Genomic DNA, 15,611 nt, shown 5'->3' on the forward strand with positions numbered 1-15,611 from the left:
GATGTGTCACTGGGCATGCCCCAACTGCCCGCCCCCGCCTACCCGGACGAGGTCCGGGCCCGCCTCGAAGCGGACGCCGGGGAGGTGATCGCCCGCTACCCCGACAGCCGCTCCGCCCTGCTGCCCCTGCTGCACCTCGTGCAGTCCGAGGAGGGGTACGTCTCGCGCACCGGCATGGCGTTCTGCGCCGACGTCCTCGGCCTCACCACCGCCGAGGTCACCGCGGTCGCCACCTTCTACACGATGTACCGGCGCAAGGCCTCCGGCGACTACCAGGTCGGCGTCTGCACCAACACCCTGTGCGCCGTCATGGGCGGCGACGCCATCTTCGACGAGCTGAAGAGCTACCTCGGCGTCGGCAACAACGAGACCACCGGCGACGGCAAGGTCACCCTCGAACACATCGAGTGCAACGCCGCCTGCGACTACGCCCCCGTGGTGATGGTCAACTGGGAGTTCTTCGACAACCAGACCCCGGAGTCGGCGAAGAAACTCGTCGACGACCTGCGGTCCGGCCGCCCCGTCGAGCCCACCCGGGGTGCACCCCTGTGCACGTACAAGGAGACCGCCCGCATTCTCGCCGGGTTCCCCGACGAGCGCCCGGGAGCGGTCGAGGCGTCCGGCGGCGCCGGACCCGCCTCACTGATCGGCCTGAAACTCGCCAAGGGCGAGGTGCCGGGCCGGACCCGCGTCGTGTCGCCGCGCGGCGAGCACCGGCAGGACGCCGGGCAGGACGGCCCGCAGAGCGGTTCCGAACACCTCAGCTCGCACGACGCCCCGCAGTCCACCTCGGCCTCCGACCCGGCCGCGGCACCCGAGCAGCACCCGCAAGGACCCTCGTCAGAGGAGGGGGAGTGATGACCTTGGCAGCCGAGATCAACAGCAACGGCAACGGTGACAGCCCGGAGAAGCTGCTCTCGCCCGTCCTGTCCGCGTTCTGGGACGACCCGCAGTCCTGGACGCTGGAGACCTACCGCAGGCACGAGGGGTACGAGGGCCTGCGCAAGGCCCTCGCCATGACCCCGGACGACCTCATCGCGTACGTCAAGGACTCCGGCCTGCGCGGTCGCGGCGGCGCCGGATTCCCCACCGGAATGAAGTGGCAGTTCATTCCGCAGGGCGACGGAAAGCCGCACTACCTGGTGGTCAACGCCGACGAATCGGAACCGGGGACCTGCAAGGACATCCCGCTCCTCTTCGCGAACCCGCACAGCCTCATCGAGGGCATCGTCATCGCGTGCTACGCGATCCGCTCGCACCACGCCTTCATCTATCTGCGCGGAGAGACCGTCCCCGTACTGCGCAGGCTGCACGAGGCCGTGCGGGAGGCGTACGCCGCCGGCTACCTCGGGACGAACATCCTCGGCAGCGGACTCGACCTCGAACTCACCGTGCACGCGGGGGCGGGCGCGTACATCTGCGGAGAGGAGACCGCGCTGCTCGACTCGCTCGAAGGCCGGCGCGGCCAGCCCCGGCTGCGTCCCCCCTTCCCCGCGGTCGCCGGGCTCTACGCCTGTCCCACTGTGGTCAACAACGTCGAATCGATCGCCTCGGTTCCCGCGATCCTCAACAAGGGCAAGGACTGGTTCCGTTCGATGGGCAGCGAGAAGTCCCCGGGCTTCACGCTGTACTCGCTGAGCGGCCACGTCACCAACCCCGGCCAGTTCGAGGCCCCGCTCGGCATCACCCTGCGGCAGCTGCTCGACATGAGCGGCGGCATGCGCGCCGGGCACCGGCTCAAGTTCTGGACCCCCGGCGGCTCCTCGACGCCGATGTTCACCGACGAGCACCTCGACGTGCCCCTGGACTACGAGGGCGTCGGCGCCGCCGGTTCCATGCTCGGCACCAAGGCGCTCCAGTGCTTCGACGAAACCACCTGCGTCGTGCGGGCCGTCACCCGGTGGACGGAGTTCTACGCCCACGAGTCCTGCGGCAAGTGCACCCCCTGCCGCGAGGGCACCTACTGGCTCGTCCAGTTGCTGCGGGACATCGAGGCCGGCAAGGGCCACATGGCCGACCTCGACAAGCTCAACGACATCGCCGACAACATCAACGGCAAGTCCTTCTGCGCGCTCGGAGACGGAGCGGCCTCGCCGATCTTCTCCTCGCTCAAGTACTTCCGCGAGGAGTACGAGCAGCACATCACCGGCAAGGGCTGCCCCTTCGACCCCGCCAAGTCGACCCTCTGGGCCGACCGGCACGCAGACAGCACGGAGGTGAACGCATGACCGTCACGACCAACAGCGCGCCCTCCGGGGGCGGCGAGGCGGCGGTCCCCCCGGAGGATCTCGTCTCGCTGACGATCGACGGCATCGAGATCAGCGTCCCCAAGGGCACGCTGGTGATCCGCGCCGCCGAACTCCTCGGCATCGAGATCCCCCGGTTCTGCGACCACCCCCTCCTCGACCCGGCCGGCGCCTGCCGCCAGTGCATCGTCGAGGTCGAGGGCCAGCGCAAGCCGATGGCCTCCTGCACCATCACCTGCACCGACGGAATGGTGGTGAAGTCCCAGCTCACCTCGCCCGTCGCCGACAAGGCGCAGCGCGGTGTGATGGAACTGCTCCTCATCAACCACCCGCTGGACTGCCCCGTCTGCGACAAGGGCGGCGAGTGCCCGCTGCAGAACCAGGCCATGTCGCACGGCGACCCCGACTCCCGGTTCGACGGCAGGAAGCGGACGTACGAGAAGCCCGTCCCGATCTCCACCCAGGTGCTCCTGGACCGCGAACGGTGCGTGCTGTGCGCGCGCTGCACCCGGTTCTCCAACCAGGTGGCGGGCGACCCGATGATCGAGCTGATCGAGCGCGGCGCGCTCCAGCAGGTCGGCACCGGCCAGGGCGACCCCTTCGAGTCGTACTTCTCCGGCAACACCATCCAGATCTGCCCGGTCGGCGCCCTCACCTCCGCCGCGTACCGCTTCCGCTCCCGGCCCTTCGACCTCGTGTCGAGCCCGTCGGTCTGCGAGCACTGCGCCGGTGGCTGCGCCACCCGCACCGATCACCGGCGCGGCAAGGTCATGCGGCGCATGGCGGCCGAGGACCCGGAGGTCAACGAGGAGTGGCTGTGCGACAAGGGGCGGTTCGGCTTCCGCTACGCCCAGCGCCCCGACCGGCTGACCACCCCGCTGGTCCGCAACCCCGACACCGGTGAACTGGAGCCCGCGAGCTGGCCGGAGGCCCTGACGGCGGCGGCCGAGGGGCTGTCCGCCGCACGCGGCCGCGCCGGTGTCCTCACCGGCGGCCGGCTGACCGTCGAGGACGCCTACGCGTACGGCAAGTTCGCCCGGGTCGTCCTGGACACCAACGACGTCGACTTCCGTGCCCGCGTGCACAGCAGCGAGGAGGCCGACTTCCTGGCCGCCCGCGTCGCCGGGCGCGGACGCGACCTCGACGGCACGGGGACGACCTACACCACGCTGGAGAAGGCCCCGGCGGTGCTGCTCGTCGGGTTCGAGTCCGAGGAGGAGGCCCCCGGCGTCTTCCTGCGGCTGCGCAAGGCCCACCGCAAGTACGGCCAGCGCACCTTCGCCGTCGCCTCGCACGCCACCCGCGGCCTGGAGAAGGCGGGCGGCGTCCTGCTGCCCGCCGCCCCCGGCACCGAGACGGAGTGGCTGGACGCGCTCACCTCGCACGCGGGCCTGGACGCCGACGGCGTGCGCGCCGCCGACGCCCTGCGCGAGCCGGGTGCGGTCCTCGTCGTCGGGGAACGCCTGGCCGGGGTGCCGGGAGCGCTGACCGCCGCCGTACGGGCGTCGCTGGCCACCGGTGCGGAACTGGTGTGGATCCCGCGCAGGGCAGGCGAGCGCGGCGCCGTCGAGGCGGGCGCGATTCCGTCGCTGCTGCCCGGCGGACGCCCCGCGACCGACCCCCGCGCGCGCGACGAAGTGGCGGCCGTCTGGGGAGTGGCCGAACTGCCGCACCGCTACGGGCGCGACACCGGCCAGATCGTCGAGGCCGCCGCGACCGGCGAACTGCTCGCCCTGGTCGTCGCGGGCGTCGAAGTCGCGGACCTGCCGGACCCGGCGCGCGCCCGCGCGGCTCTCGACGAGGTGCGCTTCCTGGTCTCGCTGGAGCTGCGGCCCAGCGAGGTCACCGACCGCGCGGACGTCGTCCTGCCGGTGGCCGCCGTCGCCGAGAAGCCCGGCACCTTCCTCAACTGGGAGGGCAGGGCGCGGATGTTCGAGGCCGCGCTCAAGCCCGAGCAGATGACCCGCACGCTCGCGCCGAGCGACGCGCGGGTGCTGCACATGCTGGCCGACGCGATGGCCGCCGCCGCGGGCGGCGACCGGAGCGGCCGGTTCGGGCTGCCGGACCTGAAGTCCGTACGGCGGGAACTGGACCGGCTCGCCGGCTGGGACGGAACGTATGCGTCCGCCCCGCTGGAGACCGCCCGCCCGCTGCCCCGCGCGGGCGCCGGGGAGGCCGTTCTGGCAGGCCACCGGATGCTGCTCGACCAGGGTCGGCTCCAGGACGGCGACGAGGCCCTGGCCGGCACCCGGCACGCGGCCGTGGCCCGGCTCTCCGCCGCCACCGCCGCCGAGACCGGTGTCCGGCACGGTGACGTCCTCGCCGTCACCGGCCCGGCGGGAACCGTCGAACTGCCGCTGTGGATCAGCGAGATGCCCGACCGTGTGGTCTGGCTCCCGATGAACTCCGTGGGCGGCGGCGTCCTCGTCGACACCGGGGCCCGCCCCGGCCAGCTGGTCACCCTCGCCCCCGCCGCCCGTGGCGCCGACTCCGGTGCCGCTTCCCCCACGGAGGTGACGGCATGACGACGTACCCGCTCGCCGTGGAAGACCTGTCGATGTTCGGCACGGACCCCTGGTGGCTCGTCGCGATCAAGGCCGTCTTCTGCTTCGCGTTCCTGATGGTCACCGTGCTCTTCGCCATCGTGTGGGAGCGCAAAGTCGTCGCCTGGATGCAGTTGCGCATCGGGCCCAACCGGCACGGACCGTGGGGTCTGCTCCAGTCGCTCGCCGACGGCATCAAGCTGATGCTCAAGGAGGACGTGGTCGTCAAGCGCGCGGACAAGGTCGTCTACGTCCTCGCGCCGGTGATCGCGGCCATCCCCGCGTTCATGGCGATCGCCGTCATCCCCTTCGGGCCGGCGGGCAACGAGGTGTCGATTTTCGGCCACCGCACGGCGATGCAGCTCACGGACCTGCCCATCGCGATGCTCTACATCCTCGCGTGCGCGTCGGTCGGCATCTACGGCATGGTCCTCGCCGGCTGGTCGTCCGGGTCGACGTACCCGCTCCTGGGCGGTCTGCGCTCCTGCGCGCAGATGATCTCGTACGAGATCGCGATGGGCGCGGCCTTCGCGTCGGTCTTCCTCTACTCGGGGTCGATGTCGACGTCGACGATCGTGGAGGCGCAGGCCGACCGGTGGTACATCCTGCTGCTGCCGGTGTCGTTCATCATCTACGTCGTCACCATGGTCGGCGAGACGAACCGCGCGCCGTTCGACATGCCGGAGTCCGAGGGCGACCTGGTCGGCGGCTTCAACACCGAGTACTCGTCGATCAAGTTCGCCCTGTTCATGCTGGCCGAGTACGTCAACATGGTCACCGTCTCGGCGGTCTCGGTCACCCTCTTCCTGGGCGGCTGGCGGGCCCCGTACCCGATCAGCACGTTCTGGGAGGGCGCGAACCACGGCTGGTGGCCGATGCTCTGGTTCGTCCTCAAGGTGCAGCTGCTGCTGTTCTTCTTCATCTGGCTGCGCGGCACGCTGCCACGCGTGCGCTACGACCAGCTGATGAAGCTCGGCTGGAAGGTCCTGATCCCGATCTCGGTGGTCTGGCTGATGCTGGTGGCGACCGTTCGGGCGCTGCGCAACGCCAACGTCGAGTACCAGCAGATCGTGCTGTACGTCGCCGGGGCGGTGATCGCCATCCTGCTGCTGTCGTTCGTCTGGGACATCTTCCGGCGCGGCAAGGCCGAGGAGGCGGACGACGAGCCCGCCTTCGACCCGATGGCCGGTGGATTCCCGGTGCCCCCGCTGCCCGGCCAGACGCTGCCGCCGGTCCCGCGCAGGCGTTCGCGCGGTGAGCGCGAGCTCGTTGTCAGTGGCGGCGGCAATACTGACCACACGGCTACCCAGAGTGACGGAAAGGAGGCTGACGGTGTCTGACGCATCTTCCCGGGGCGAGGACCCCCGGACCCCCTGGCAGAACCCCGTGGCCGGCTTCGGCGTGACCTTCAAGGCCATGTTCAAGAAGCGGCTGACCGAGCAGTACCCGGAGACGCCGAAGGTGACGGCGCCGCGCTTCCACGGCCGTCACCAGCTCAACCGGCACCCGGACGGTCTGGAGAAGTGCATCGGGTGCGAACTGTGCGCCTGGGCCTGCCCCGCCGACGCGATCTACGTCGAGGGCGCGGACAACACCGAGGAGGAGCGCTACTCCCCGGGCGAGCGGTACGGCCGCGTCTACCAGATCAACTACGCCCGCTGCATCCTGTGCGGGCTGTGCATCGAGGCGTGCCCCACCCGGGCGCTCACGATGACCAACGAGTTCGAACTGGCCGACAGCAGCCGCGAGAGCCTCATCTACACCAAGGAGCAGCTCCTCGCCGGCCTCACCGAGGGCATGGTCGAGGCTCCGCACTCGGTCTTCCCGGGCACCGACGAGCAGGACTACTACCGGGGCCTGGTCACCGAGGCCGCTCCGGGTACGGAACGGCAGGTCGCGCTGAGCAAGGGGGAGCGGCCCCAGGAGGCCGCCTCCACGTTCGGCGAGGACGAGCCCGCGTCGGCGAAGGTGGTGGGCGGGTGAACACCGTCGCTGCCGCCGCTTCTACCGGCGAGGCCGTGCAGTTCTGGATCCTCGGCACCGTCGCCGTCGTCGGCGCACTGTGCACCATCCTGCTGAAGAAGGCCGTGCACAGCGCGCTGTGCCTCGCCGGGACCATGATCGTCCTGGCGGTCTTCTACCTCGCCAACGGGGCGTACTTCCTCGGCATCGTCCAGATCGTCGTCTACACCGGCGCGATCATGATGCTCTTCCTCTTCGTCGTGATGCTCGTCGGCGTCACCGCCGCCGACTCCCTGACCGAGACGCTGAAGGGGCAGCGCTGGCTGGCCGCCGGATGCGGACTCGGCTTCGGCGTCCTGCTCATCGCCGGCATCCGCCACGCCCGGCTCGCCGAGTTCAACGGCCTCGCCAGGGCCAACGCGGGCGGCAACGTGCAGGGGCTCGCGGAACTGATCTTCACCAAGTACGTCTTCGCCTTCGAGATCACCGGCGCCCTGCTGATCACCGCCACCGTCGGCGCGATGGTCCTCACCAACCGCGAGCGCACCGAACGCGCCAAGACCCAGCGGGAGCTGGCGGACAAGCGCGTACGCGACGGAAAGCACCTGCCGCCGCTGCCCGCACCGGGCGTCTACGCCCGGCACAACGCGGTGGACATCGCGGGCCTGCTCCCGGACGGGACCCCGTCCGAGCTGACCGTCATGCAGACGCTGCGCGAGCGCGGCCAGATCCGCGACGTGTCCCACGAGGCCCTCAACGACCTCAAGGCGCTCGAACAGCGCTCCGAGGAGCGCCTGGGCCGGGACACCGACAGCCATCCCGACCGCGGCCGTGACCATGACCGTGCAGAGGAGGCAGCCAAGTGAACCCGGTCAACTACCTCTATCTCGCCGCCCTGCTGTTCACCATCGGTGCGGCGGGCGTGCTGATCCGGCGCAACGCCATCGTGGTGTTCATGTGCGTCGAGCTGATGCTCAACGCGTGCAACCTGTCGCTCGTCGCGTTCTCCCGGATGCACGGCAACCTCGACGGCCAGATCATCGCGTTCTTCACGATGGTCGTCGCCGCCGCCGAAGTCGTGGTCGGGCTGGCGATCATCGTCTCGCTGTTCCGGGCCCGCCACACGGCTTCGGTCGACGACGCCAGCCTGATGAAGCTGTAAGGGGTCGGAAGAAAAGTGGAGAACCTGATCGCGCTGCTCGTCGCGGCGCCACTGCTCGGAGCGGCCGTACTGCTGTGCGGCGGCCGCCGGTTGGACAGGGCCGGCCACTGGCTGGGCACGCTGCTCGCCGCGGCGTCGTTCGGTATCGGCGCCGTCCTCTTCTTCGACATGGTCGGCAAGGACGCGGGCGACCGTGCCCTGCACCAGAAGCTGTTCAGCTGGGTCCCGGTCGCGGACTTCCAGGCGGACATCGCCTTCCAGCTCGACCAGCTGTCGATGACCTTCGTCCTGCTGATCACCGGTGTGGGCACCCTGATCCACGTCTACTCGATCGGCTACATGGAGCACGACGAACGCCGCCGGCGCTTCTTCGGCTACCTGAACCTCTTCCTCGCGGCGATGCTCCTGCTCGTCGTCGCCGACAACTACCTCCTGCTGTACTTCGGCTGGGAGGGCGTCGGGCTCGCCTCGTACCTGCTCATCGGGTTCTGGCAGCACAAGCCCAGCGCGGCGACGGCGGCCAAGAAGGCGTTCCTCGTCAACCGCGTCGGTGACATCGGCCTGTCCATCGCGATCATGCTGATGTTCACCACCTTCGGGACCTTCGCCTTCGGGCCGGTGCTGGGGGCCGCGGAGGGCGCGAGCGAGGGCAAGCTCACCGCGATCGGCCTGATGCTGCTGCTCGCCGCGTGCGGCAAGTCGGCGCAGGTGCCGCTCCAGTCCTGGCTCGGCGACGCGATGGAGGGCCCGACCCCGGTCTCCGCCCTCATCCACGCGGCCACCATGGTCACCGCGGGCGTCTACCTGATCGTCCGGTCCGGTGCGATCTTCAACGCCGCGCCGGACGCCCAGCTGGTGGTGACCGTCGTGGGTGCGGTCACGCTGCTGTTCGGTGCGATCGTCGGTTGCGCCAAGGACGACATCAAGAAGGCGCTCGCCGGATCGACGATGTCGCAGATCGGCTACATGATCCTCGCGGCCGGGCTCGGCCCGATCGGCTACGCCTTCGCGATCATGCACCTGGTGACGCACGGCTTCTTCAAGGCCGGTCTCTTCCTCGGCGCGGGTTCCGTCATGCACGGCATGAACGACGAGGTCGACATGCGGAAGTACGGCGGCCTGCGCAAGTACATGCCGGTCACCTTCGTCACCTTCGGCCTCGGCTACCTGGCCATCATCGGGTTCCCCGGTCTGTCCGGCTTCTTCTCCAAGGACAAGATCATCGAGGCGGCGTTCGCCGCGGGCGGCGCCCAGGGCTGGATCCTCGGCGCGGCCACCCTGCTGGGTGCGGGACTCACCGCGTTCTACATGACGCGTGTGATGCTGATGACCTTCTTCGGTGAGGAGCGCTGGCGCAACAAGGCCACCGCGTCCCCGGCGGAGCCGGACGTCGAGCCCGCCGCGCAGACGCACGGTTCCCACAGCGAGCCGCACCCGCACGAGTCGCCCAAGTCGATGACGATCCCCATGATCGTGCTCGCCTTCGGGTCGGTCTTCGCCGGCGGCTTCTTCGCCATCGGCGACCGCTTCGCCAACTGGCTCGCCCCGGTGACCCGGTTCGAGCACCCGCACCCGCCGATCTCCGTACCCGTCATCACGGGCGCGACGATCGTGGTCCTGCTGCTCGGTGTGGCCGCCGCGTACCTCCAGTACGGCCGCAAGCCCGTGCCGGTGGTCGCGCCGCGCGGTTCGCTGCTCACCCGGGCAGCCCGCCGCGACCTCCTCCAGGACGACTTCAACCACGTCGTCCTGGTCCGCGGCGGCGAGCACCTCACCCGCTCGCTCGTCTACCTCGACCACTCGGTGGTCGACGGCGTGGTCAACGGCACCGCCGCCTCGGTCGGCGGGCTCTCGGGCCGGCTGCGCAAGCTCCAGAACGGCTACGCCCGCTCGTACGCGGTCTCGATGTTCGGCGGTACGGCGATCCTCATCGCCGCGACCCTGCTGATGAGGGCGGTCTGATCACGATGTCCTTTCCCCTGCTCACCGCGACGGCGGTTCTCCCGGCGGCCGGTGCCATCCTCACCGCCGCCGTGCCGGCCGCCCGTCGCACGGTCGCCAAGTGGCTCGCGCTGCTGTTCTCGCTCGGCACGCTCGCGCTGGCCGCGATCGTGCTCGTACGGTTCGAACCGGGCGGCGACCGGTACCAGTTGACCGAGTCGCACTCCTGGATCAAGGACTTCGGCGTCCGCTACGAACTGGGCGTGGACGGCATCGGGGTGGCGCTGATCGCCCTGACCGCCCTGCTCATCCCGTTCGTGATCATGGCCGGCTGGAACGACGCCGACCCCCTGGAGACGCAGTCGAAGCGCTGGCGGCCCACCCAGGGCTTCTTCGCGCTGATCCTGATGGTCGAGGCGATGGTGATCCTCTCCTTCGAGGCCACCGACGTCTTCCTCTTCTACATCTTCTTCGAAGCCATGCTCATCCCGATGTACTTCCTCATCGGCGGCTTCGGGGACCGGGCGCACGCGGGCACGGACGAGGCAGCGGCGACCCAGCGGTCGTACGCCGCCGTCAAGTTCCTCCTCTACAACCTGGTCGGCGGCCTGATCATGCTGGCCGCCGTCATCGGCCTGTACGTCGTCGCCGGGACGTTCTCCCTCTCGGAGATCGCCGAGATGCGCGCGGCCGGAACACTGGAGATGTCGACCAACGTCGAACGCCTCCTCTTCCTGGGCTTCTTCTTCGCCTTCGCGGTGAAGGCGCCGCTGTGGCCGCTGCACACCTGGCTGCCCAACGCGATGGGCGAGGCGACCACCCCGGTTGCCGTCCTCATCACGGCGGTCGTCGACAAGGTCGGCACGTTCGCGATGCTGCGCTTCTGCCTCCAGCTCTTCCCGGAGGCCAGCAAGTGGGCGACGCCCGTCGTCCTCGTCCTTGCGCTGGTCAGCATCGTGTACGGGGCGCTGCTCGCCGTCGGCCAGCGCGACATCAAGCGGCTCATCGCCTACGCGTCGATCTCGCACTTCGGGTTCATCATCCTGGGCATCTTCGCGATGACCAGCCAGGGCCAGTCCGGCGCGACGCTCTACATGGTCAACCACGGGCTCTCCACCGCCGCGCTGATGCTGGTCGCGGGCTTCCTGATCTCCCGGCGCGGCTCACGGCTCATCGCCGACTACGGCGGGGTGCAGAAGGTGGCCCCGCTGCTCGCCGGCACCTTCCTGATCGGCGGTCTGGCCACCCTGTCGCTGCCGGGACTCGCCCCGTTCGTCAGCGAGTTCCTGGTGCTGGTGGGCGTGTTCGCCGCATACCCGGTGGTAGGGATCGTCGCCACCACCGGCATCGTGCTCGCCGCGCTGTACGTCCTGGTGCTCTACCAGCGCACCATGACCGGCCCGGTGAAGGCCGAGGTCAGCGGCATGCCCGACCTCAAGGCCCGGGAACTGGCGGTGGCCGTTCCGCTGATCGTGCTGCTGATCGGGCTCGGCGTCTATCCGAAGCCGCTGACCGACATCGTCAACCCGGCGATCACCCACACCATGCAGGACGTGAACAAGCAGGACCCCAAGCCTGAAGTGGAGGCCGCGAAGTGAGCGCAACATCTGTCCACACCCTGTGGACGAGTCTGGCGGCGGCCCCACCCCCGGGCACCCCGGGGGCCACCTTCGACGCACCGACCATCGAGTACGCGCAACTGGCGCCGATCCTGATCGTCGTCGGCGCGGCCGTGCTCGGGGTGCTGGCGGAAGCCTTCGTACCGCGCAAGGGGCGCTACTACGTCCAGCTGTTCATCGCGGTGGTCGCGATCGCCGCGGCCTTCGCGGCGATCATCGGCCTCGCCACGAGCGGGTTCGCCACCACGAAGGCGCAGATCGTGGCCGAGGGCGCCATCGCGGTCGACGGCCCGGCACTCTTCCTCCAGGGGACGATCCTGCTGGCGTCGCTGGTCGCCGTCTTCACCTTCGCCGAGCGGCGGCTCGACCCGGTGTCGCACGGAAACCGCGTCGACTCGTTCGCGGCGGACGCGGCGGCCGTGCCCGGCAGCGCCGCCGAGAAGGCCGCAGTCAAGGCCGGCTTCGCCACCACCGAGGTCTTCCCGCTCGCGATGTTCGCCGTGGCGGGGCTCCTCGCCTTCCCGGCGGCGAACGACCTGCTGACCCTCTTCATCGCGCTGGAGGTCTTCTCGCTGCCGCTGTACCTGCTGTGCGCCGTCGCCCGCCGCAAGCGGCTGATGTCGCAGGAAGCGGCCGTGAAGTACTTCCTGCTCGGCGCGTTCTCCTCCGCGTTCCTGCTGTTCGGCATCGCGCTGCTCTACGGGTACGCGGGCTCCGTCTCGTACGCGAAGATCGCCGACGTGGTGGACGGCACCGTCCAGCAGATCGACCCGGCGCTCGCCGGCACCATGGGCAACGACGCACTGCTGCTCATCGGCATGGCGATGATCCTGATGGGTCTGCTCTTCAAGGTCGGCGCGGTTCCGTTCCACATGTGGACCCCGGACGTCTACCAGGGCGCTCCGACCCCGGTCACCGGTTTCATGGCGGCGGCCACCAAGGTCGCGGCCTTCGGCGCGCTGCTGCGCCTGCTGTACGTCGTCCTGCCGGGCCTCACCTGGGACTGGCGGCCCGTGCTGTGGGGCGTCGCGATCGTCACCATGCTGGGCGGCGCGATCGTCGCCATCACCCAGACCGACATCAAGCGGCTGCTCGCGTACTCCTCGATCGCGCACGGCGGGTTCATCCTGGCCGGTGTCATCGCGGCCACCCCGGACGGGATCTCGTCCGTCCTCTTCTACCTGCTCGCGTACTCCTTCGTCACGATCGGCGCCTTCGCCGTCGTCACGCTGGTGCGGGACGCGGGCGGCGAGGCGACGCACCTGTCGAAGTGGGCCGGGCTGGGGCGGCGCTCCCCGCTGGTCGCGGCGGTCTTCGCGGTGTTCCTCCTCGCCTTCGCGGGCATTCCGCTGACCTCCGGGTTCTCGGGGAAGTTCGCGGTCTTCAAAGCGGCGGCCGAGGGCGGGGCCGGGGTGCTGGTCGTGGTCGGTGTGCTGTCGTCGGCCATCGCCGCGTTCTTCTACATCCGGGTGATCGTGCTGATGTTCTTCAGCGAACCGAAGGCGGACGGCCCCACGGTCGCCGTGCCGTCGGTGCTGACGATGGCGGCGATCGGGGTGGGAGTGGCGGTGACACTGGTGCTCGGCGTCGCGCCGCAGTACTTCCTGGACCTGGCGGGGCAGGCGGGGACTTTCGTCCGGTAGCCCTTGCTACGCCCGGAATGCGGCCGCCCGGCAGCCCCTTCGTGGGGGTGCCGGGCGGCGGCTTTTGGTCCGGGTTGTCGGTGCCGGCCTCTACCGTGGTGGGTGGGCGGCGAATCGGATACGGGGGACAGCGCGATGAACGTGACGGGCGTGACGAGCGGGATGAGTGGGTCGAGCGGAATGGTGGACGTGGACGGCACGGACGGAACAACCGGTACGCAGACGCCGGGTACGCAGACGCCGGGTACGCAGACGCCGGGCACGGCGGCGGGCGGTACGGGGACGGCCGGTCCTGGGACGGCCGACGTGCACGCGGGGGCGGGCGTCGCGGAGAGCGATGCGCTGCGGACGCTGCACCGGGTCTTCGGGTACGACGCGTTCCGCGGCGAGCAGGCGGAGATCATCGAGCACGTGGTGGCCGGCGGCGACGCGGTCGTGCTCATGCCCACCGGTGCCGGGAAGTCGCTCTGCTACCAGATCCCGTCCCTGGTCAGGCCCGGCGTGGGCGTCGTGATCTCGCCGCTGATCGCCCTCATGCAGGACCAGGTGGACGCACTGCGGGCGCTCGGCGTGCGCGCCGGGTTCATGAACTCCACGCAGGACTTCGACGAGCGCCGGACGGTCGAGGCGGAGTTCCTCGCCGGTGAGATCGACCTGCTGTACCTCGCGCCGGAGCGGCTGCGGCTGGACTCGACGCTGGGACTGCTGTCGCGCGGGAAGGTCTCCGTCTTCGCCATCGACGAGGCGCACTGCGTGGCGTCCTGGGGGCACGACTTCCGGCCGGACTACCTGACCCTGTCGGTACTGGGCGAGCGCTGGCCCGACGTGCCGCGGATCGCCCTGACGGCGACGGCCACGGCGGCCACCCACAAGGAGATCACCCAGCGGCTCGGCATGCCCCGCGCGCGGCACTTCGTCGCCAGCTTCGACCGGCCGAACATCCAGTACCGCATCGTTCCGAAGGCCGAGCCGAAGAAGCAGCTGCTGGCCTTCCTCAAGGAGGAGCACCCCGGGGACGCGGGCATCGTCTACTGCCTGTCGCGGAAGTCCGTGGACGCCACCGCGGAGTTCCTGTGCCGGCAGGGCATCGAGGCCGTGCCGTACCACGCGGGGCTGGACTCCGGGACGCGGGCGCGCAACCAGGCGCGGTTCCTCCGGGAGGACGGGATGGTGGTGGTCGCGACCATCGCCTTCGGAATGGGCATCGACAAGCCGGACGTACGGTTCGTCGCCCACCTGGACCTGCCGAAGTCCGTGGAGGGGTACTACCAGGAGACCGGGCGCGCGGGGCGTGACGGGGCGCCGTCGACGGCCTGGATGGCGTACGGGCTCCAGGACGTCGTCCAGCAGCGGAAGATGATCCAGAGCGGCGAGGGCGACGAGGCCTTCCGGCGGCGGGCGGCCGCCCACCTGGACGCGATGCTCGCGCTGTGCGAGACCGCCGAGTGCCGGCGGGGGCAGCTGCTCGCCTACTTCGGGCAGGAGGCGACCGCCGAGAACTGCGGGAACTGCGACACCTGTCTGAACCCCCCGGAGACCATCGACGGGACCGTGCCCGCGCAGAAGGTGCTGTCGACGGTGTGGCGGCTCAAGCAGGAGCGGCGGCAGAAGTTCGGGGCCGGGCAGATCATCGACATCCTGCTCGGGAAGAAGTCCGCGAAGGTCATCCAGTTCGACCACGATCAGCTGTCCGTCTTCGGCGTCGGCCAGGACCTCACCGAGGCCGAATGGCGCGGCACGGTACGGCAGTTGCTGGCCCAGGGGCTGCTGGCCGTCGAGGGCGAGTACGGGACGCTGGTACTGACCGGGGCGAGCGGGGCGGTCCTCGGCGGAGAGCGGGAGATCCGGCTGCGCAAGGAGCCGAAGCGGGCCGCGGCGGCGCGTGGGGCCGGCGGCTCGCGCGGCGAGCGGAAGCCGAAGGCGGCGGCGGTGGACCTCCCGGCGGAGGTCGTGCCGGTCTTCGAGGCGCTGCGGGCCTGGCGGACGGACCTGGCCAAGGAGCAGGGGGTTCCGCCGTACGTGATCTTCCACAACGCGACGTTGCAGGAGATCGCGACGGTGCGGCCCCGGTCGATGGAGGAGCTCGGCCAGGTCGGCGGGCTCGGCGAGAAGAAGCTGGCCACGTACGGCGAGGGCGTCCTGGAGGTCCTCGCGGGGCTCGGGGAGCCGACCGGGGCACCGGCGTCCGCACAGGCTCCGGGCGGGACGGCGGAGGAGGTGCCGGCGCGGGCTTCGGTCCCGGCCCCGGCGTCGGCATCGGGCCGGTCATCGGCTGCGGCATCGGCTGCGGTACCGGCCCCTGAACCTGGACGTTCCCCGGCCCCGGCCCCGGCCTCAGCTGCGGTCGCGGCGCCGGCCCGGGGCGGCGCGCGGGCCGCCGAGCCGGAGTGGGACTGGGATGCGGAGCCGGAGTGGGACATGGAGCCGCCGCCGGAGGACTAGGCGGGGGCCGGGGCCGGGCGGGCGCCGTCATCGAGGTTGCTGCGGGTGCGGGT

11 protein-coding genes are annotated in these 15,611 nt (G+C 70.4%); all 11 read left to right on the forward strand.

Going from position 1 to position 15,611, the window contains the following annotated elements:
- Positions 1 to 15 precede the first annotated feature (15 nt).
- On the forward strand, positions 16 to 858 hold the full coding sequence (gene nuoE, locus HNQ79_RS06355) for an NADH-quinone oxidoreductase subunit NuoE (protein WP_185028706.1): 843 nt from the start codon (positions 16 to 18) through the stop codon (positions 856 to 858).
- The gene (nuoF, locus tag HNQ79_RS06360; RefSeq protein WP_185027890.1) at positions 855 to 2,228 is read left to right on the forward strand and encodes an NADH-quinone oxidoreductase subunit NuoF; all 1,374 of its coding nucleotides are present in this window, start codon (positions 855 to 857) and stop codon (positions 2,226 to 2,228) included. Before nuoE ends, nuoF begins: the two co-directional genes overlap by 4 nt.
- Positions 2,225 to 4,771 (forward strand): NADH-quinone oxidoreductase subunit G, encoded by a 2,547-nt coding sequence (locus HNQ79_RS06365; RefSeq protein WP_185027893.1) that lies wholly within the window; start codon positions 2,225 to 2,227, stop codon positions 4,769 to 4,771. Before nuoF ends, HNQ79_RS06365 begins: the two co-directional genes overlap by 4 nt.
- Positions 4,768 to 6,129: an NADH-quinone oxidoreductase subunit NuoH gene (gene nuoH, locus HNQ79_RS06370; RefSeq protein WP_185027895.1), complete on the forward strand. Its 1,362-nt coding sequence runs from the start codon at positions 4,768 to 4,770 to the stop codon at positions 6,127 to 6,129. Before HNQ79_RS06365 ends, nuoH begins: the two co-directional genes overlap by 4 nt.
- Complete coding sequence (gene nuoI / locus HNQ79_RS06375; protein ID WP_185027897.1) at positions 6,122 to 6,772, forward strand: NADH-quinone oxidoreductase subunit NuoI; 651 nt, start codon at positions 6,122 to 6,124, stop codon at positions 6,770 to 6,772. Before nuoH ends, nuoI begins: the two co-directional genes overlap by 8 nt.
- On the forward strand, positions 6,769 to 7,617 hold the full coding sequence (locus HNQ79_RS06380) for an NADH-quinone oxidoreductase subunit J (protein WP_185027899.1): 849 nt from the start codon (positions 6,769 to 6,771) through the stop codon (positions 7,615 to 7,617). Before nuoI ends, HNQ79_RS06380 begins: the two co-directional genes overlap by 4 nt.
- Positions 7,614 to 7,913: an NADH-quinone oxidoreductase subunit NuoK gene (gene nuoK, locus HNQ79_RS06385; RefSeq protein ID WP_185027902.1), complete on the forward strand. Its 300-nt coding sequence runs from the start codon at positions 7,614 to 7,616 to the stop codon at positions 7,911 to 7,913. Before HNQ79_RS06380 ends, nuoK begins: the two co-directional genes overlap by 4 nt.
- A gap of 15 nt (positions 7,914 to 7,928) precedes the next feature.
- Positions 7,929 to 9,875, forward strand: coding sequence for an NADH-quinone oxidoreductase subunit L (gene nuoL, locus HNQ79_RS06390; protein WP_185027904.1), 1,947 nt, complete (start codon positions 7,929 to 7,931; stop codon positions 9,873 to 9,875).
- Between the two features lie 5 nt (positions 9,876 to 9,880).
- Positions 9,881 to 11,452, forward strand: coding sequence for an NADH-quinone oxidoreductase subunit M (locus tag HNQ79_RS06395; protein WP_185027906.1), 1,572 nt, complete (start codon positions 9,881 to 9,883; stop codon positions 11,450 to 11,452).
- Entirely contained in the window at positions 11,449 to 13,116 is a 1,668-nt protein-coding gene (nuoN, locus tag HNQ79_RS06400; RefSeq protein ID WP_185027908.1) for an NADH-quinone oxidoreductase subunit NuoN, read from the forward strand. Before HNQ79_RS06395 ends, nuoN begins: the two co-directional genes overlap by 4 nt.
- Positions 13,117 to 13,251: 135 nt before the next feature.
- Positions 13,252 to 15,558: a DNA helicase RecQ gene (gene recQ / locus HNQ79_RS06405; protein ID WP_229923347.1), complete on the forward strand. Its 2,307-nt coding sequence runs from the start codon at positions 13,252 to 13,254 to the stop codon at positions 15,556 to 15,558.
- The last annotated feature ends 53 nt before the right edge of the window (positions 15,559 to 15,611 follow it).

The sequence above is a fragment of the Streptomyces candidus genome (genome assembly GCF_014207445.1).
Lineage (GTDB): Bacteria > Actinomycetota > Actinomycetes > Streptomycetales > Streptomycetaceae > Streptomyces > Streptomyces candidus.

Coding starts and splice junctions, on each gene's coding strand:
- nuoE (WP_185028706.1), top strand. CDS start 16: ATGCCCCAACTGCCCGCCCCCGCCTACCCGGACGAGGTCCGGGCCCGC.
- HNQ79_RS06365 (WP_185027893.1), top strand. CDS start 2,225: ATGACCGTCACGACCAACAGCGCGCCCTCCGGGGGCGGCGAGGCGGCG.
- nuoH (WP_185027895.1), top strand. CDS start 4,768: ATGACGACGTACCCGCTCGCCGTGGAAGACCTGTCGATGTTCGGCACG.
- HNQ79_RS06395 (WP_185027906.1), top strand. CDS start 9,881: ATGTCCTTTCCCCTGCTCACCGCGACGGCGGTTCTCCCGGCGGCCGGT.
- recQ (WP_229923347.1), top strand. CDS start 13,252: ATGAACGTGACGGGCGTGACGAGCGGGATGAGTGGGTCGAGCGGAATG.